Source organism: Aminobacter sp. BA135 (assembly GCF_050859125.1).
GTDB lineage: Bacteria > Pseudomonadota > Alphaproteobacteria > Rhizobiales > Rhizobiaceae > Aminobacter > Aminobacter ciceronei.
In genome coordinates, this window is the sequence record NZ_CP139572.1 from 2,119,450 (window position 1) to 2,137,205 (window position 17,756).

19 protein-coding genes and 1 tRNA gene are annotated in these 17,756 nt (G+C 62.4%); 7 read left to right on the forward strand and 13 right to left on the reverse strand.

Annotation, left to right across the window (positions count from 1 at the left end; genetic code table 11):
* The first annotated feature begins 36 nt into the window (after nucleotides 1-36).
* Nucleotides 37-1,656 (forward strand): pilus assembly protein TadG-related protein, encoded by a 1,620-nt coding sequence (locus SLT36_RS10320; RefSeq protein WP_432287254.1) that lies wholly within the window; start codon nucleotides 37-39, stop codon nucleotides 1,654-1,656.
* Between the two features lie 276 nt (nucleotides 1,657-1,932).
* Nucleotides 1,933-2,859, forward strand: a complete 927-nt coding sequence (locus SLT36_RS10325; protein ID WP_432287256.1) for a LysR family transcriptional regulator — start codon at nucleotides 1,933-1,935, stop codon at nucleotides 2,857-2,859.
* Between the two features lie 181 nt (nucleotides 2,860-3,040).
* On the opposite strand, the gene ugpC is transcribed toward SLT36_RS10325, so the two are convergent.
* The 5 genes from ugpC to SLT36_RS10350 all read right to left on the reverse strand — a co-directional run bounded on the left by ugpC (nucleotide 3,041) and on the right by SLT36_RS10350 (nucleotide 7,931).
* Complete coding sequence (gene ugpC, locus SLT36_RS10330) at nucleotides 3,041-4,180, reverse strand: sn-glycerol-3-phosphate ABC transporter ATP-binding protein UgpC (RefSeq protein ID WP_432287258.1); 1,140 nt, start codon at nucleotides 4,178-4,180, stop codon at nucleotides 3,041-3,043.
* Between the two features lie 12 nt (nucleotides 4,181-4,192).
* Nucleotides 4,193-5,089, reverse strand: coding sequence for a sn-glycerol-3-phosphate ABC transporter permease UgpE (ugpE, locus tag SLT36_RS10335; RefSeq protein ID WP_432287260.1), 897 nt, complete (start codon nucleotides 5,087-5,089; stop codon nucleotides 4,193-4,195).
* A 14-nt stretch (nucleotides 5,090-5,103) separates the two neighbouring features.
* Nucleotides 5,104-5,988: a carbohydrate ABC transporter permease gene (locus SLT36_RS10340; protein ID WP_432287262.1), complete on the reverse strand. Its 885-nt coding sequence runs from the start codon at nucleotides 5,986-5,988 to the stop codon at nucleotides 5,104-5,106.
* Nucleotides 5,989-6,064: 76 nt separating this feature from the next.
* Nucleotides 6,065-7,396, reverse strand: a complete 1,332-nt coding sequence (locus SLT36_RS10345) for an extracellular solute-binding protein (protein ID WP_432287263.1) — start codon at nucleotides 7,394-7,396, stop codon at nucleotides 6,065-6,067.
* Between the two features lie 160 nt (nucleotides 7,397-7,556).
* On the reverse strand, nucleotides 7,557-7,931 hold the full coding sequence (locus SLT36_RS10350) for a hypothetical protein (RefSeq protein ID WP_432287265.1): 375 nt from the start codon (nucleotides 7,929-7,931) through the stop codon (nucleotides 7,557-7,559).
* Nucleotides 7,932-8,126: 195 nt separating this feature from the next.
* On the opposite strand from SLT36_RS10350, the gene SLT36_RS10355 reads away from it, so the two are divergent.
* On the forward strand, nucleotides 8,127-9,056 hold the full coding sequence (locus tag SLT36_RS10355; protein ID WP_432287267.1) for a sugar phosphate isomerase/epimerase family protein: 930 nt from the start codon (nucleotides 8,127-8,129) through the stop codon (nucleotides 9,054-9,056).
* 168 nt (nucleotides 9,057-9,224) lie between these two features.
* Here the strand turns inward: SLT36_RS10355 and SLT36_RS10360 are convergent.
* Nucleotides 9,225-9,301: transfer RNA gene (locus SLT36_RS10360), tRNA-Met, on the reverse strand.
* A 285-nt stretch (nucleotides 9,302-9,586) separates the two neighbouring features.
* On the opposite strand from SLT36_RS10360, the gene SLT36_RS10365 reads away from it, so the two are divergent.
* Nucleotides 9,587-10,540 carry a Gfo/Idh/MocA family protein gene (locus SLT36_RS10365; protein WP_432287268.1) on the forward strand — a complete coding sequence of 318 codons (954 nt, stop codon included), beginning with the start codon at nucleotides 9,587-9,589 and terminating at the stop codon, nucleotides 10,538-10,540.
* A 70-nt stretch (nucleotides 10,541-10,610) separates the two neighbouring features.
* On the opposite strand, the gene SLT36_RS10370 is transcribed toward SLT36_RS10365, so the two are convergent.
* Nucleotides 10,611-10,985: a YkvA family protein gene (locus tag SLT36_RS10370; RefSeq protein ID WP_432287270.1), complete on the reverse strand. Its 375-nt coding sequence runs from the start codon at nucleotides 10,983-10,985 to the stop codon at nucleotides 10,611-10,613.
* An 11-nt stretch (nucleotides 10,986-10,996) separates the two neighbouring features.
* Nucleotides 10,997-12,187, reverse strand: coding sequence for a tRNA 2-thiouridine(34) synthase MnmA (gene mnmA / locus SLT36_RS10375; RefSeq protein WP_432287272.1), 1,191 nt, complete (start codon nucleotides 12,185-12,187; stop codon nucleotides 10,997-10,999).
* Between the two features lie 268 nt (nucleotides 12,188-12,455).
* Between mnmA and SLT36_RS10380 the strand changes: the two genes are divergently transcribed.
* A complete protein-coding gene (locus SLT36_RS10380; protein WP_013529904.1) occupies nucleotides 12,456-12,731 on the forward strand; it encodes a DUF1153 domain-containing protein in 276 nt (91 codons plus the stop codon).
* A 102-nt stretch (nucleotides 12,732-12,833) separates the two neighbouring features.
* Here the strand turns inward: SLT36_RS10380 and SLT36_RS10385 are convergent, their stop codons facing one another.
* Nucleotides 12,834-13,301 (reverse strand): paraquat-inducible protein A, encoded by a 468-nt coding sequence (locus SLT36_RS10385; RefSeq protein ID WP_432287274.1) that lies wholly within the window; start codon nucleotides 13,299-13,301, stop codon nucleotides 12,834-12,836.
* 84 nt (nucleotides 13,302-13,385) lie between these two features.
* Nucleotides 13,386-14,312: an NADP-dependent oxidoreductase gene (locus SLT36_RS10390; protein WP_432287275.1), complete on the reverse strand. Its 927-nt coding sequence runs from the start codon at nucleotides 14,310-14,312 to the stop codon at nucleotides 13,386-13,388.
* Between the two features lie 77 nt (nucleotides 14,313-14,389).
* Here SLT36_RS10390 and SLT36_RS10395 point away from each other — a divergent pair, with 77 nt between their 5' ends.
* Nucleotides 14,390-14,818, forward strand: coding sequence for a winged helix-turn-helix transcriptional regulator (locus SLT36_RS10395; protein WP_371746481.1), 429 nt, complete (start codon nucleotides 14,390-14,392; stop codon nucleotides 14,816-14,818).
* An 87-nt stretch (nucleotides 14,819-14,905) separates the two neighbouring features.
* On the opposite strand, the gene SLT36_RS10400 is transcribed toward SLT36_RS10395, so the two are convergent.
* Nucleotides 14,906-15,283: a flagellar export protein FliJ gene (locus tag SLT36_RS10400; protein ID WP_067959155.1), complete on the reverse strand. Its 378-nt coding sequence runs from the start codon at nucleotides 15,281-15,283 to the stop codon at nucleotides 14,906-14,908.
* Nucleotides 15,284-15,734: 451 nt separating this feature from the next.
* Here SLT36_RS10400 and ctrA point away from each other — a divergent pair, with 451 nt between their 5' ends.
* Nucleotides 15,735-16,430: a response regulator transcription factor CtrA gene (ctrA, locus tag SLT36_RS10405; RefSeq protein ID WP_067959158.1), complete on the forward strand. Its 696-nt coding sequence runs from the start codon at nucleotides 15,735-15,737 to the stop codon at nucleotides 16,428-16,430.
* A gap of 99 nt (nucleotides 16,431-16,529) precedes the next feature.
* On the opposite strand, the gene SLT36_RS10410 is transcribed toward ctrA, so the two are convergent.
* Nucleotides 16,530-16,898, reverse strand: a complete 369-nt coding sequence (locus SLT36_RS10410) for a response regulator (protein WP_432287277.1) — start codon at nucleotides 16,896-16,898, stop codon at nucleotides 16,530-16,532.
* 213 nt (nucleotides 16,899-17,111) lie between these two features.
* The gene (gene chpT, locus SLT36_RS10415; protein ID WP_067966240.1) at nucleotides 17,112-17,741 is read right to left on the reverse strand and encodes a histidine phosphotransferase ChpT; all 630 of its coding nucleotides are present in this window, start codon (nucleotides 17,739-17,741) and stop codon (nucleotides 17,112-17,114) included.
* Between the last annotated feature and the right edge of the window lie 15 nt (nucleotides 17,742-17,756).

Sequence of the window (17,756 nt, forward strand, 5' to 3'; positions counted from 1 at the left end):
ATGCAAAAGCCTCTGCTGGATTTCGGGGAGGCTGTCGTGCTCAAACGCTTCTGGCTGTCGAGAAGCGGCAATTTCGCGATGATGTTCGCGATCTTGCTGCCTGTGCTGTTGGCCGCCGTCGGCTTCGCGCTCGATATCGCCAATCTGATGAAGGCCAGATCGGACCTGCAGAACGCGCTCGATTCTGCGGTGCTGGCGGCGTCGCGACTGAGCGATCAGACCGGCACTCGACAGGCCACATTCGACGCCTTCTTTGCCGCCAACGTTGCCAACAAGCCGGCGCTGGTCAACGCCAAGGCCAAGCTCGTCGTTGAGCAGACTGTCAACGAAATAAAGACCACCGCCACCGCTGATTCCAACATAAAGTTGAACTTCTCCTTCATCTTCGGACAGAGCTCGGCCGTCGCCGCCACGGCCAATGCGTTTGAATCGAATTCCAAGCTCGAAGTCGCGCTGGTGCTCGACAACACCGGCTCGATGGGCGCGGCCAACATGGCGGCGCTGATCGAGGGCTCCAAGGAGATCATCAGGACCTTGCAGAAGGTCAAGGCCGACCGGCCTGAGCGCCAGATTCGGGCAGCACTGGTGCCGTTCGTGACTGCCGTGAACATCAAGAGCGACGAGGGTTTCAGTCAGTCGTGGATCGATACAAGGGAGCTCATCCCGCTGGATGACAAGTCGTGGAACGGCAAGAACTTCGACAACTACGACTCAAAGAATCGCATTGGCCATTGGAAGCTCTTCAAGTACCTGAAGGACAACTGGAAGAGCGGCCCGACCGGTGAATGGAAGGGTTGCGTCGAAGCCCGCGGTGGCAGCTATGCGCTTGACGACACGCCGCCTGACCTGAGCATTCCGGAAACCTTGTTCGTGCCCTATTTTGCGCCCGACGAGCCGGGCGACGCCGTCAAGACCGGCAACAATGGCAACAAATACAACAACAGCTATCTGCACGAGAAGTTGGTCGGCAAGAATGACACCGACCGCGCAAAGCAGCAATCATGGGACAAGTATCGGGACAAGACAATTCGGGACGGTTCCATTCTCAAGGAAACTCCCAACGACACCAACGGCCCGAATTATGGCTGCGCCACGCCTGTGGTCCCGTTGACCGAGAACCTTGCCAAGATTGGCGGCGACCCGGTCAAGAAGACCAAGGGCGAGCTCGACAACATGAACTTCTGGTACGGTTCGGGGACCAACGTGTCCGAGGGCCTCGCCTGGGGGTATCGCGTTCTTTCGCCGGGCGCGCCGTTCACCGAGGGTGATGCCTTCAAGGCGCCCGATACCACCAAGGTTGTCGTCGTCTTCACCGACGGCGAAAACAACGTCTTCGGCGCGTCTTCGGAAGCCATCAACAAGTCGGACTACGGCGCCTACAGTTACCTCGACACGGGGCGCATGGGCTCGTCCAGTCGTAGCGGTGCGCTCAGCAAGGTCAACGAGGCGACGAAGACCGTTTGTGCCGATTTGAAGAAGCAGGATGTCATCGTCTACACGGTGGTGCTGGGTGCCGACACCCCGGCCAATCGCGATCTCTACAGCACCTGCGCGACGGGTCCGGGCTACTACTTCCCGACCAAGAACATCGCCGAGCTGAAGGCGGCGTTCCAGACCATCGCGAACTCGATCTCGCCGCTGCTGATCACCCATTGAGACTGTTCGATCATGCGATGGGACAAGCCGTCAGGCGTTAGTCGGCCCAATGGCGCGGCCGATCAGGCTTGTGCGGCTGGCCGATATCGCGCTGGAGGTAGCTCGGGAGTGAAGACGGGCGACCATGGCGGCGAAAGCGCCACAACATACGCCTGACTGCGTCAGAGATTTTCTTCATAGAAATGACCGGCAGCTGTTTCATGGCTCCCCATGATTTGCATGTCGCCATGCGTCGGGTACAATGAAGTAACGTCACTCTTGGCATGAAGGAATTTCATGCAACAAGGCTCCCGACTTCCGCCGCTGCAGACCCTCCGCGCCATGGCGGCGGTGGCGCGCACACGCAGCTTCACCAAAGCGGGCGAGGAGCTCGGGCTGACCCAGACGGCCATCAGCCATCAGATCGCGCAGCTCGAAGCCTGGCTGGGCACGCCGCTGTTCGTGCGCAGCAGGAAGGGTGTCGAGCTGACAGTCCTGGCCGACAAGGCGATACCTGATATCGTCGCGGCGCTGTCGGCGCTGGAGGCGGTGCTGGAGAGGGCGCGCCCGAGCCTCCGGAGCGAACAGCTCAGCATCTCGACGACACCGGAATTCGCCAGCCAGTGGTTGCAGCCGCGGCTCGGCGGCTTCTGCGTCGCCCACCCCGAGATCGACGTCAGCGTGACCATCGAGTACCGGCGCGCCCGCTTCGACATCGACAAGATCGGCGTTGCGATCTGGCTGGGGGGGACACTGCCGGGCACCGAAGCCTTCCGCCTTACCGAGGACTATGAATTCGCCGTCTCGTCACCGGCCGTTGCCAGGGCTCTGCCTAGTCGCCAGGCACTGCGCGCGGCACCCTTGCTGCGCTATGAAGGCGCCCGGCACACGGTGCTGGATTGGGAGCGCTGGCATGGGCAGATCTACGACGGGAAGGGGCAGTTTCCTGCTGTCGACGGCTTGGAGGGACCGTTCGATTTTCAGGCCGGGCCGAGCTTCCCGACATTCTCCGACATGATCGCGGCGTGCCGGCAGGATGCTGGGCTGGCGTTGGTACGGTCCTCGCTTGTCGCCGACGACCTCGCCGCGGGGCGGCTGGTCAAATGCTTCGACGAGATCATGCCGTCGGACCTGCAGTACCACCTGGTGACGTCGCCGGCACAAAGGCGAAGCCCAGGCGTGATCGCCTTCAGGAAATGGATCATCCAGCAGATGACGGGCTAGCAGGAAGGTCTGCTTCGCCGGCCGCATGCCGTCTCAAAGTGAGGAACCGGTAGCGGAAGTTGGATACGCGCATCCGTAAGTCCAAGCAAAAAAAGGGCCTGGCGAGAGGGCCGGGGCCGGCCTCACAGAGGCACAAGTCAAGCCAATGGCTTGGGCTCAATGGCTTCGTCGTTCTCACCTGTCAGGCGGGCATCAGCATCGGTCGCCCGGCAACGATGTCGGATGCGGCGTCCAGCGAAACTTCAGGGCTCTTTTCGCCGCTCAACCGGCGGCCGCTGCGCTGGTCGAACAGCTGGAGATGCTGCGGCGCGACCCGGAACGACAGCGGCTCTCCCGCCTTGCGCCGGCTGCTGCCGACGATGTGGGCAATGACGATCGACTTCGCCACCGTACCGTGGACCAGTTGGGCGGCGCCGAGTTCTTCCGAGAATTCGTAGGTTCCCGACAGTCCGCCCGAGCCGACTTCCACTGCCTCGGCGCGGAAGCCGGCGGTGATCGGCCCAGGAACCGCCGCGGGCCAGCGGCCACGGTCATAGGCCAGTTCCTGCCCGTCCTCGAGCGTGACGATGCCCTTGGCCGGATCGATGGTGCCGGGCAGCAGGTTGAGACCGGGCGTGCCGATGAAGCCGGCGACATAGGTTGTCGCCGGGCGCTGGTAGATTTCCACCGGCGCGCCGACCTGCTCGATGACGCCCTTGTTCATGACAACGATGCGGTCGGCCAAGGTCATCGCCTCGATCTGGTCGTGGGTTACGAACAGGGTGGTCGCGCCCAGGCGCTGGTGCAGCTTGCGGATCTCGACGCGCATCGCCACGCGCAGCCGCGCGTCAAGGTTCGACAGCGGTTCGTCGTAGAGGAACACCTTGGGTTCGCGGATCATCGCCCGGCCCATGGCCACGCGCTGGCGCTGGCCACCGGAGAGCTGGCCCGGCTTGCGGTCGAGGAACTCAACAAGGCCGAGCGATGTCGCCACACCCTTAACGCGCTCGCGGCGGTCGGCCTTCGAGATACCGGCGATCTTGAGCGCGTAGCCGATGTTGTCAGCGACTGTCATGTGCGGATAGAGCGCGTAGTTCTGGAACACCATGGCGCAGCCGCGTTCGCGCGGCTCGAGCTTGTTGACGATCTTGCCCGCGATCGAGATGTCCCCGTCGGAGATCGCTTCAAGTCCGGCGACCATACGCAGCAGCGTGGACTTGCCGCAACCGGACGGGCCAAGGATGACGACCAGCTCTCCGCTGGAGATGTCTAGGTCGATGCCGTGCACGACCTCGTTCTTGCCGTAGGTCTTGCGCACGCCGCGAATGGCGATCTGGGCCATGGTCTGGTCTCCTTACTTGTCGGTCTGGATGAGGCCGCGCACGAACCAGCGCTGCAGAAGAATGGTCACCAGCACCGGCGGGGCCAGGACGATCAGGTTGGCCGCCATGGCGATGTTCCAGACCGGCGGCTCGCCAAACAACGGACCGGGCACGACCTTCTGCAACTGCATGGTGGCGGTGGCGTAGTTCTGGTGGTCGGTGACGACGAGCAGCGGCCAGAGATATTGGTTCCAGGACCACACGAACATGATGGTGGCGAGCGCTGCCATGTTGGTTCGCGACAGTGGCAACAGCACCTCGAAGAAGAAGCGTACCGGGCCTGCGCCGTCCATCTTGGCGGCTTCGGTCAACTCGTCGGGCACGGTGAGGAAGAACTGGCGGTAGAGGAACGTGCCGGTGGCAGTGGCAATCAGCGGCAGGATCAGACCCGAATAGGAGTTGAGCAGGTTCCACTCCGGCAGGTTGACGCTGATGCCGACGAAATCGAGCATCGACTGGAACGGCCTCAGCGCATCGGCCGCAACCGCGTAGGTCGGCACGATGCGCACCTCCAGCGGCAACATCAGGGTGATGAAGATCAGCCAGAAGAAAACCATGCGCAGGCGGTAGTTGAAGTAGACGATCGAGAAGGCCGAGATCGCCGAGATGGAGATCTTGCCGATGGTGACGCCGCCGGCGACGATCAGCGAATTCAGCATCACCCGGTCGAAGTTACCCTGCTCCCAGGCGGCGGACAGGTTCTCGAACAGGTGGCCGCCGGGCCAGAGCGGCATCGGCACCTGGTTGACGGTGTGAAAGTCGTGGCTTGCCGCCACGAACACGATCCACAGCGGGATCAGCAGTGCGACCAGGCTGAAGATCAGCAGCGCGTGGGTGGCGAAGTCGAGGATGGGAGTACGTTCGATCACGGTTGGCGCTCCGGTCAACTGTAGTGGATGCGCCGCTCGACGTAGCGGAACTGGATGACTGTGAGGGCGATGACCAGCAGCATCAGCACGATCGACTGGGCGGCAGCGAGCGAGTAGTCCTTGCCCTGAAAGCCGTCGGCATAGATCTTGTAGACCATCAGGTCGGTCGCGCGGGCCGGGCCGCCGCCGGTGGTGATGTCGACGATGCCGAAGCTGTCGACGAAGCTGTCGGTGATGTTGATGACGATCAGGAAGAACAGCGTCGGCGCGATCAGCGGCAATTGCACGTCGCGCATACGGCGCATCACGCCGGCGCCGTCCATGGCGCAAGCCTCGATCACCGAGCGCGGTATCGACTGGAGTGCGGCCAGGAAGAAAATGAAGTTGTAGCCGACCATCTTCCAGCTCTGGGCAAAGACAATCAGGGCAAAGGCGTCATAGCCATCGAGCGCCGGATTCCAGATGTCGGGAAAGACCCGGTTGATGGTCGAGACGAAGCCCGCATCCGGCGAGAAGATGAAGCGGAAGGCAAGGCCGACGGCGGGTGCTGCCAGCGCGTAGGGCAGGAAAAAGGTGAACTTGTAGACCTGGTGTCCGGGCAACCGTCTGTCGACGAACAGCGCGAGGATAACGGCGATGACCAACGACAGCGCGGTGGCTATGCCGGCAAAGGCGAGCGATATCCGCACCGAGCTCCAATATTTGGGATCGGCGAAGACGGTCTGGAAATTGAGCAGGCCGACCCAGTCGTTGCTGCCGCCGAATGGCGGCTCGAGTGTGACCGCCCAGTAGAGCGCCTCGCCCGAAGGCCAGTAGAAGAAGACGAAGATGAGCAGCATCTGCGGCGCAATGAAGGCCGCCGCCAGCCACAGGTTGGAGAAAGTGGCGCGCTTTTCCAAGCAACGTCTCCCGTTCCGCTATGCTGAAAAATGGGCGCCGCGGAGAGCGGCGCCCGACTGGTCCCAAGCCTGAGGATCAGGGCAGGGCAGCGCCCTTGTAGGTCTGCTCGTAGCGGCGCAGGATCTGGTTGCCGCGTTCGACGGCCGCGTCGATGGCCGTCTGCATGTCCTTCTGGCCGGTGAAGGCGGCCTCGAGTTCGGCGCGGACTTCGGCGCGGATCGAGGTGAAGTTGCCGAGGCGGATGCCGCGCGACAGCGGGCCGACGTCGGAAGCGGTCAGCGAGGCGATGGCGACTTCACGGCCGGTATGCTTGGGGTCGCTGTAGAAGCCTTCCTGCTTGAGCAGGTCGAAACCCTCGGTGGTAACAGGGATGTAGCCGGTGTTCTCGGCGATGTACTTCTCGCCGGTGTCGGCAGCCGTCACATATTTCAGGAATGCGGAGGCAGCTTCGTATTCCTTGTCCGTCTTGCCCTGCATCAGCCACAGCGAGGCGCCGCCGACCAGCGAGTTGGTGCGCTTGGTGGTGTCGATCACTGGCAGCATCGCCACGTCCCAGTTGAGACCGGCGACCTGGGTGTTCTTGACCGTGCCGTGGTTGGCGATCGAGGTGATTGTCGAGGCGCAGCTGCCGTCGGCGAAGGATTGCACAAGGTTCTTGCCCACCTGGGTGGTCTGGATCTTGGCGTAGCCGGCGTCGAGCCAGCTCTTGAAGTCCTTCATGTGGTCGACGAAGGCGGTCTTGTTGAAGACCAGCTCGGCGCCGAGACCGCCGTAACCGTTGTCCATCGAGGCAACGGGGAGGTTGTTGGTGGCGGAGAACTGCTCGAGGTTCATCCAGGTGTCGAAGTCGAAGGCGAAGCCACACTCGACACCGGCGGCCTTCATAGCCTTGAGGTCCTCGCCGAGCCCGGCCCAGGTCTGGGGCGCGCTGGTCTTGTTGATCTTCGCCCAGGCATCCTTGTTCCAGTAGAACACGGCCGTCGACGAATTGTAGGGGAACGACCACATGTCGCCGCCGGAGGTGGCGTAATAGTTGGCGATGCCGGGGAAATAGCCCTTCCAGTCGATGTCGAGCTTGTGCTCCTCGGTGAACTTGTTGGCCGGATAGATGGCGCCCGACAGCATGAAGTTGACGGTACCGGCGTCATAGATCTGGACGATGGTCGGCTGCTGCTTGGCGCGATAAGCGGCGATCGTGTTCTGCTCGGCCTTGTCGTAGCCGCCCTGACCGGTGCAGACCGCCTCGTACTTGTCCTGCGATTCATTGAACAGCTGGCAGTGCTTGGCCACGACCTCACCGAGGTCGCCGGTCAGGCCGTACCAGAAATCGAACTTGGTGCGCTCGGCCGCACCGGCGGCCGTCGCAATGGCGCTTGCCGCAGTTGCAAGCAGGAACAGTCGTTTCATCCGTCGTCTCCCTCAGGAAGCTGGTGCGAGCACAATGCTCGCTGCAGCCCGTACCCTGACGGGATGACAGGCACGTCTTGATCCGGTGACAGAATGACGACAATCAACGACAGCGTGGAATGGCGGCCGCACAGCTGCTCTCATCCAAGAATGCAGTCTTTCAGACGCCGGCTTCCCTGACCTCGAAGACGTTGCCGCCGCTGGTCTCGAAGCGGCCGGCCTCGCCGCGCTGGAGCGAGTAGCATTTCTCCTGGCCGGAGCGGAAATCGCCCCAGACGGTGCAGAGCTGGTCGCCGCGCACCATCCAGCGGCCGCTATCGCCGGCCCGCTTCGGCGCATCGACGCTGATCTCGGCGCGGCCGTCGGGTAAAAGCATCATCTGGCCACTGAACCAGCCGCCCTGTTCCCACCACGAGATCGAACGGCCGACGAGCTCGCTGCGGATTTCGCCCGAACTGAGCTCGCCCGGGAGAGCGGCCGACATCGGCGGAAACGCGGCCGACAGCATCAACAGCACCTGCAGGAAGCGTCGCATCGCGGTACCCGTTCATGACGTTGCGATGACGATTCAATGACTTTTGCCGGCCAATGTCCATGGCCGACGGCGCCTGTGCACTGTCAGCAAAGCGTCACGCTCACGCAAAACGGCTGACACGTAGCCGGACCAGTCTGCCCACGGTTTTCACCCGAGGGGCGATGCCCCGCCATTCTCCACGACGAGGAACAGACCATGCTTGCCAATGGCACCGCCGGCACCGGCATTTCAGCGCACAAGCGCGCCGACGACCTTTCCGACTTCAGCGACGAGCTCGACATGATTGAAGCCTTGGGCGTCGAGTCGATCGAGCTGCCCACCTATGACATGGACCTCGTGGTCGGTGGCAGGATCCGCAGGCCGCAGCTCGAGGCGCTGAAGCGCGCCACTGCCGGCCGCGACGTCGGCTTCTCGGCACATGGCCCGCTGGCGATCAACTTCATGGACGAGGCATTTCGCCTGCCGCGCCACCTCGAGGTGCTCGAGGCCTCGCTTGAAATAGCGGCTGAGGTCGGCGCCGAAAACTATGTCATGCACTCCGGCCTGACACCGCTGCAACAGGGCCATGGCATCGAAGCCGCCTATGACCGCCAGCGCGAATGGCTGGCCAAGGCTGGCGAGATCGCCCGCCAGCACGGCCTTTTTCTCTGCGTCGAGACGCTGTTTGCAGGCTATGACGGCAAGATCCATGCTTCGTCGCCGTCGCGCCTCGCCCGCGAACTGGAGGCCATCGCCCACCCCAATGTCGTCGCCACCCTCGACTTCAGCCACGCCTATCTCAAGCTCGACTTCGACGGCCGCCGCGATGATTTCGTCGGGGAGATCAAGGCGCTGGCGCCGTATGCCCGCCATCTCCACATGCATGACAGCTTCGGCCGCCAGGACGACATCTGGATGTTTACCGAGGGTGAGCGCCTCGCCTACGGCCATGGCGACCTGCACCTGCCGGTCGGTTGGGGCGACATCCCCTGGGAAACGCTGATGGCCGAATGCAGCTTCCCCGAGGGCGTGCTGTTCAATATCGAGCTCAAGCAACGCTACTGGTACGCCGCTCAGGAAACCGTCGATGCGACCAAGGCGCTGGCCGACAAGGTCCAGGTCATCGGTCAGGCCCGCGCCGCCTGAACGAGCGTCCAACATCCATCTCTGCGGCGCCGAGCTTCCCGGCGCCGCGCGTCGATGAGGCGCGTCTGGCAGGCAGCAAAAAGCCTCAACGACGACGAGCGCTCGTGGGGACGAACCCCGAAAGCGGCATCTGCTACGCCGGCTGCATGCTGTTTTGAGATGAGGAAGTGGTAGCGGGAAGTGGATTCGAACCACCGACCCCAGGATTATGATTCCCGTGCTCTAACCAACTGAGCTATCCCGCCAGGGTTGGAGAAGGCCCGAAATCACTGTCTCTGTGAGAGGCAGGCGTCGATGCGTTCGCCAAGGTTGGGCGGATATAATGTCTCGATGGCGAGCCTGTCAAGCAGTGAGATCGGGCGTTTCAGGTTAAATGTCTGACGCATCGGCTGACCCTTGGGCAGCTCGCGGAAAGCGCCATTCCGCCGCCTTCGCGGACGCGCCGGGCGCTGATGGCGCAACGCGCGGGGTTGAGTTGGCGAGGTGCCGGGACTATGTCTGCCGGCATAATTCTCCTTGGAAAGAGCCTGATGAAACCGCGTATTGCAGTCCTTGGATGCGGCTATTGGGGCGGTAACCACATCCGCACCCTGAAGTCGCTTGGCGCCCTCCATGCCGTTTCCGACGTCGATTCGGCGCGGGCCGAACGCTTTGCCGGCGAACATGGCTGCATCGCGCTGACCCCCGACGAATTGTTCGCCCGCGACGATGTTGATGCGATCGTCATGGCGTTGCCGCCGCAGTTCCACGCCGACTTTGCCGTGCGTGCCGTCGAGGCCGGCAAGGACGTGCTCGTCGAAAAGCCGATCGCGCTAACCGTGCCTGATGCCGAGCGCGCCGTGAAGGCCGCGCGCGACAATGGCCGCGTCTTCATGACTGGCCACGTGCTGCGTTTTCACCCGGCCTTCGAAGGGCTCAAGGCGCTTGTCGACAAGGGCGAGCTCGGTGATGTCGGCTACATCCACTCGCACCGTCTCGGTCTCGGCAAGTTCCATGCCGAGAACGACGCGCTGTGGGATCTGGCGCCGCACGATTTGTCGATGATCCTGGCGATCACCGGCACGGCGCCGATCGAGGTGCGCGGCGAGGGGGCTGCCGTGCTCAACCATCTCAGCGATTTCGCCCATCTGCACATGCGCTTCCCCAACGGCCTGCGCGGGCACCTGTTCGCCTCGCGGCTCAACCCTTACCGCGAGCGCCGGCTGACCGTCGTCGGCACCAAGGGCATGGCGGTGTTCGACGATGTCGAGCCGCAGGAGCGCAAGCTGGCGCTCTATCGCCACGCCGTTTGGCAGGACGAGGGGCAGTGGACGTCGACGACGAACGAGCCGACCTATATTCCGATCGAGAATGCCATGCCGCTGACGCGCGAGCTCGAGCACTTCATCCACTGCATCCAGACGCGTGAGGAGCCGCGCACCGGGGCCGACGAAGCGCTCGGCGTGCTCAGGATTCTCACGGCAGGCACGGTCACGCACGACTGACCTTTGTGGGATCAGGGGAGTAGGTCAACAAAGGGTTGCGCGCCATTGGCGCAGTCTGTCCCTTACTCCCTTACGCCCTTCGCAGCAGCCACCAGCCGACAAGCGCAAGCGCTGCCAGCCACACCACGATGACGAAGGCGAGGCCGGCCATGCTGCGCGGCCTGGCGGTGATTTCGGTTGCCTCGGCACGGAAGCGAGCCATCAGTTCGGCCGGAATCATGCGGATCACCAGCCAGATGCCCAGGGGCACGATCAGCAGGTCGTCGAGATAGCCGAGCACGGGTATGAAATCAGGAATGAGATCGACCGGGCTCAGCGCGTAGGCTGCCACGCAGGCGGCGGCCACGCGGGCAAACCATGGCGTCAGCGGGCTGCGTGCGGCGAGATAAAGCGCCACGACATCGCGCTTCAGGAGCCGTGCCCAGCGCTTGGCCGCTTCCAACATTGAAGTTGCGGTTATTCCGCCGCGATCGAACCCGGCGTTGCCGCCAGCCGCGACAGCATCGCCTCGGCGTCGGCATGGCGCTCGGAACGCTCGATAAAGCCACCGCCGAAGACACGGGCTTCGTTGCCCTCGTCGGAATAGAGCACGCAGGCCTGACCCGGTGCGATGCCCGACTCGCCGTCGACGAGCTCGACCCAGGTGGTCCCGTTCTTGTGGTGCAGCACGACGGGGCGCGGCGGGCGTGATGAACGCACCTTGGCATGAAGCTCGAGGCCGCTGGCCGGCACCGCTGACAGGGCGCCGTCTCCGAGCCAGTTCATGCCGCGCAGGAAGATCTTGTGGGTCTCCAGCGCCTCGCGCGGGCCGACGACGACACGCGCGCGCTCGGCGTCGATATGGACGACGTAGAGCGGCTCGCCGGAGGCGATGCCGATGCCGCGGCGCTGGCCGATGGTGTAGCGCAGGATGCCCTCATGGCGGCCGAGCACACGGCCGTCGATATGGACGATGTCGCCGGGATTGGCGGCCGAGGGTCTGAGCTTGGCGATGATGTCGGAATATTTGCCCTGCGGCACGAAGCAGATGTCCTGGCTGTCCTGCTTGGCGGCAACCGTCAGGCCCATGCGCTCGGCAGCGGCGCGCACGTCTGGCTTGGACATGCCGCCAAGGGGAAAGCGCAGATAGTCGATCTGCTCCTGGGTGGTGGCGAACAGGAAATAGCTCTGGTCACGATCGGCGTCGACCGGGCGGTACAGGGAGCGGTGGGCACCGTTCTGCTTGGAGCGGATGTAGTGGCCGGTGGCGAGCGCATCGGCGCCGAGCTCGCGCGCGGTGGCGAGCAGGTCGGCGAACTTGACCGTCTGGTTGCACGAAACGCAGGGGATCGGCGTCTCGCCCGCAACATAGCTTTCGGCAAAGGGATCGATGACGGCCTTGCGGAAGCGCTCTTCATAGTCGAGCACATAATGCGGAATGCCAAGAGTCTCGGAGACGCGGCGGGCGTCGGCAATGTCCTGACCGGCGCAGCACGAGCCGGCGCGGTGGGTCGCAGCGCCATGATCGTAAAGCTGCAGCGTGACGCCGACGACGTCATAGCCTTCCTGTTTGAGCAGGCCGGCCACGACTGAAGAATCGACACCGCCCGACATGGCAACAACCACGCGGGTGTCTTCGGGGCGTCCGGGCAGGTCCAGGCTGTTCATCGGGATTGCGTTCCGCTGTCTTTAGGTCGGCTGCATGCCAATGGCTGCAATATAGGTCAAGCCTCATCGCAGTGCCACCCGAAGCGCGCTGGCCCACCTTTTTCGGCGAGAAACCAGCCAACTGGGCAGGTGGTTAAATTGCGGATTGAGAGTCTAACGTTCTGTTCACGTTCGTTACTTAGCTCTTAGTGTACGCTTAGGCAATTTTTAAAGCTGTGGCGCTAGTGTGACAGGTGATTGGGTCTTTGAGTTTTTAGTAGAGAGTACGATGACCGATCTGGTTAGACCGCGTGTCAAATATGTTATCGGGCCGGACGGCAGCCCGCTTACGATTGCCGATCTGCCCCCGACCAACACGCGCCGGTGGGTTATCCGCCGCAAGGCGGAAGTGGTCGCTGCGGTCAGGGGAGGACTGCTCAGTCTTGACGAAGCGTGCCAACGCTACAAGTTGACGACCGAGGAGTTTCTGTCCTGGCAGGCTTCCATTGACGAATACGGCCTTGCCGGCCTGCGCACCACGCGCATCCAGCAATACCGCCACTGACACCGGCCGTTGCGGCCAACCAACAGAAAAGGGTGCGGCTTGCCGCACCCTTTTTGCTTTCGGGCTCAGCTTTCCTCGGATTGCAACCTGAAACGCATTGCCTCAGTGAGCTGCCTGTGTGCTGTCCCGTGGCTTCCTCTTGATGACGGCTGAAGCGGTTGCAGTCAGCATCACCGATGCCGCGAAGAACCACAGACCAGGTTTGGTGAAGGCCGTGGCGAGGCCTGATGTCTTGGCGGCGAAGACCACCAGCGCGACGAGGATGACGTCGAGCATCGACCAGTTGGACAGGGCCCGAAACCAGCCGGGAATGCTGACGGCGCCGGCTGCCTGGCCATAGGCCGCATTGTGGAGCAGGCCGAGCTTCATCGCGGGAAAGACCACCGAAAACATGGCGACGACAATCGCCAGCAGCCAATCGCCACCGCTCCAAAGTGCTGCGATCATGTCGATCAGCGAGGGTTCGTCGGAGAAGAAATACAGTCGATCGACATGGATAAGCGGCAACACGATGCCGAGCACGAAGCAGATCGAAGCCGCAAACAGGATCAGTGGCAAAAGCGAGCGCATCAGCAAGCTATAGCGAAAGTCCGGATAATGGAGAAGCCGGGCAGCATTGCCCGGCTCGTTGTTGCAGGAATTCAGGCGTAGCTTTCAAAGCGCCAGAACGACCTTGCCCTTGGGTTTGGTTGCCAGGAAGGCATGCGCGGCACCGGCCTGGTCGAGCGGGAAGCTCCTGGCCACATGGACCTTGAGTTTGCCGGTTTCCGTCAGTTTCGCCAGTTCCTTCAGGCCATCGCCATCCGGCCGGACCGAGATGCGTTCGACCCTGATGCCACGTGATGCAGCCTCTGCTGCGGCCTTGTCGCTGAGGCCGAGCAGCACGACGAGCGTGCCGCCGTCCTTCAGCGCCTTCAGCGACTTCTCAGGATGATCGCCGCCGAGCGCCTCAAAGACGAGATCGACCGGGCCGGCTTTGGCGACGAAATCGTCCGAGGTGTAGTCGATCACCTCATCGGCACCGAGGGAGCGGACGAAATCGACTTTGCCGGGGCTCGCGGTGGCAATGACATAAGCGCCCCGCGCCTTGGCGATCTGCACGGCCAGGTGGCCGACGCCGCCGGCGGCCGCCTGGATCAGGACACGGTCGTTCGCCTTGAGCTTGCCCGCCGTCACCAGGCCTTGCCAGGCCGTCAGGCCGGCGAGGGGGAGGGCGGCTGCCGTGACATGGTCGAGCGCCTCTGGCTTGTGCACGATCTCGCTTGCCGGTGCTGCCGCCAGTTCGGCATAGGTGCCGGCCTGTGCCGGGAAGCGCGGCATGCCGAAGACCTCGTCGCCTGCTGCAAAGCCGTTGGCGCCAGCGCCAACCGCTTCGACAGTGCCTGACAGGTCCCACCCGAGCACGAAGGGCGGCTCGCCAAGAAGGGGGTAGAACCCGCCGCGCACGGCGGCATCGACCGGATTGACGCCGGCAGCCTTGATGCGGATCAGCACTTCGCCGGGCTTGGGCTGCGGTGTCGGCTGTTCGGCGAGTTCGAGCACTTCAGGTCCGCCGACAGTGTTCTGGGTAATGGCACGCATGGGAATGTCCTCCTTGGGTGGATGCATGTGCCACTATCATTTGGATAGTATCATTCGGTTGTCTAGAATGTACCTCAATGATATATAGGTACCCCATGGATAGTGACTGCGCCCCCGACACGCCGTTCGGCTATGACGCCTTCCGACGCGAATGCATGTCGCACACCGTGCTCGAGATGCTGGCGAGCAAGTGGGTCTATCTGGTCGTCGGTGCCTTGAAGCCGGGCCGGCGGCGCTATGGTGAGCTGCAGCGCAAGGTAGAGGGCATCACGCCCAAGATGCTGACGCAGACGCTGCGTATTCTGGAGCGCGACGGGCTGGTGCGGCGCGAGATCTTCCCGGTCATACCGCCGCGCGTCGAGTACGAGCTGACCGATCTCGGCCGTAACCTCGCCGATCTGCTCAACCAGATCCGTGTCTGGGCGGAGCGCCATGCGCCCGAAATTCGTGATTCGCGTGCCCAGTCTTTGGCTGCGGAAGGAGAGCCGGCCGAACTCAGGACCTAGCGGAGGCCTTGGGCCGAGCGGATGGCTCGAGGCGCCAAACGACTCGCTGCCGCGCGAGCAGCGGCAAAGTGCTGGAGAATTGACTTTTTAGCCGATCATCGCGCTGCGACCGGTGCCGTCGGCGTCGCGGGTGTTGCGGTCGCGCGACTCCAGAGCCTCCGCCTTGGACAGCTCCGCTTCAGCTTCGGCGAGTAAGGATTCGGCAGCGGCGCGCTGTTGCGCCAGGTCATGCTGGGAGTTTTTCAGGTTGTCACGTCGTTGCCGCGCGGCCTTGGCGAAGGTCGGATAGGCGAAATGATTGAGATCGGTGATCCCCGCCTTCTTTTCCTCGGCGACGATCTGCAGTTCGAGCTCGCTGGCCATGCGGTCGAACTCGGCGATCATCGAATCAAGCTGCATCAGCTGGCGGCGCTTTTCGTTCACCTGAAACTGCTTGAGCCTGACCAGGTTCTCACGTGACTTCATGACCCGATACTCCCGAACACCGAAAAACGCACTTCTACTCGCCTACTTCGGCCCAAATGGACCATGCCGCGCCGGAACCGGTTCTCAACTCCCGACTATGGAAAACAAACTTTTAAAGTTTTTGTCCGTCGGTAACCATTCGTTTACGGGCATCGTTAATCATACCCATCGAGACTTAAAGCCCGGTAAAGATTCTGGTTTTCGCCGTGAATGTAATCGGGTCGTGTCCGGAGTCGCTTAGGCAACCTTGTTAATGCAGCGCGTTAAGATGTTGACCGTGTGATTCATGATTGGATTCAAGAGGGTGTATGCGCCGGTTAAAATTTCTGATATGGTCTTCCATACGAAATTAGGTTTTGTTAACCATTCGATGGCAGCCTCCGATTCAGTAGCACTGGGCCGGTATGGATTAGACCGAGAAGACGTTCCGGCAGCAGAAAAGGGGATTTGAATGCGCGTTCTGCTGATAGAAGACGACAGTGCAACCGCACAGAGCATCGAACTGATGCTCAAATCGGAAAGCTTCAACGTCTACACGACCGATCTCGGCGAAGAAGGCGTCGATCTCGGCAAGCTTTATGACTACGACATCATCCTTCTCGACCTGAACCTGCCCGACATGTCGGGTTACGAGGTTCTGCGTACTTTGCGCCTGTCCAAGGTCAAGACGCCGATCCTGATCCTCTCCGGTATGGCCGGTATCGAGGACAAGGTGCGCGGCCTGGGCTTCGGCGCCGATGACTACATGACCAAGCCGTTCCACAAGGACGAGCTGGTGGCACGCATTCACGCCATCGTCCGCCGTTCGAAGGGCCACGCCCAGTCGGTCATCATCACCGGCGACCTGATCGTCAATCTCGACGCCAAGACCGTCGAAGTCGGTGGTCAGCGCGTGCACTTGACCGGCAAGGAATACCAGATGCTGGAGCTGCTCTCGTTGCGCAAGGGCACCACGCTGACCAAAGAAATGTTCCTCAATCACCTTTATGGTGGCATGGACGAGCCCGAACTGAAGATCATCGACGTCTTCATCTGCAAGCTACGCAAGAAGCTCGACGCTGCATCCGGTGGCCAGAACTTCATCGAGACTGTCTGGGGCCGCGGCTATGTGCTACGTGAACCGGAAGAACTTCGCGAAATTGCCTGATTTATTCTGGATACTTCAGTCAAAACCCGGCCTTCGTGCCGGGTTTTCTTTTTTCTGGGCACAGGTTCTCGCGAGGAGTCTGTCGTCCCAGGAGCGAAATCAGGCTGCGACGTCGAAGGCGCGAAAGCGGTCGAGCAGTTGCGGCCTGGTGAACGGCTTCAGAAGATAGCCCTGCGCGCCGGCACGCTTGGCGCGCATGATGGCGCCGATGTCGACCTCGGTCAGGCAGATGGCGATCTGCGGCTTGACACGGCCTTCGATGGCGCGGACACGGCGGATGAAGTCTGTGGTGCTCATGTCCTCGAGCCCACCATCGACGACGATGATGTCGGGCATGTCGTAGGCGCACATATCCAGCCCCTCGGCGCCGGTTGCCGCCTCGACGACGACCATCTCGGAGCTGTTGAGGATGCGTTTGGCGACTTTGCGAATGACGCTCGAATCATCGACGAACAGGCAACGCTTCATATCCCGGTCCTTTTTGCGGGAGCCGGACGCGTCAGTCGCGCCGGATGCAACGTGACCTTAGCTGGGCGGCGTAAAGAAGCCGAAAACCCGAATGGTAAAATTCTTGGAAACTTCGGCGCGTGCGGTCGCGCCGAAGCGCGCGCACGCTGTCACGAGGCCGTTGCCACCAGGCAATGACGACAATGCTTCGACAATACTGAAACGTCGTGCCGATTACTCGGCAGTGAGCAGGATCTCTTCCGGCGTGGCGTGGATCGAGATCGTCATGCCGGCTTCGCGCGCCAGCAGCAGCGTGTAGTAGGGCTGCACCGAATGGGCGTCGATCGGCTCGTCAGGCTTGTGGCCGGAGTGCAGTTCGAGGAATTTTGGCGGCACACGCAACATCGGTCCGCTGGCCGACAGGATGAATTTCGGCGCCGTCTCGACGGCTTCCAGCGTCACGCTGAGCTTGCCGCCGCGCGGTATCGCCGCATGGGCGACGAGCAAAAGGTTGAGCAGCAGCTTGACCTTGTTCTTGGGCAGCAGGGCGCGCCCGCCACTCCAGGTCAGTTCCGGCTTCTCGTTCTTGAGGAAGGCGGTCGCAACCGATTCCGCGTCGCCGGTGTCGATCAGCATGCCAGCCGAGCCGGCAGCCCCAAAGGCGATGCGGGCGAACTGCAGCCGCGCCGAGGCGTTGCGGGCGCTGGTACGGATGAGGCGCATCGCGTCCTCGTCGGCGCCGCCCTCATCGAGCAGTTCGAGGCCATTGTTGATGGCGCCGACCGGCGAGATGATGTCGTGGCAGACGCGGCTGCACAGCAGCGCTGCGAGGTCAGGGGCGGAAAGCGTCAACAACTCGGCCATGAACGGCATCCCTCG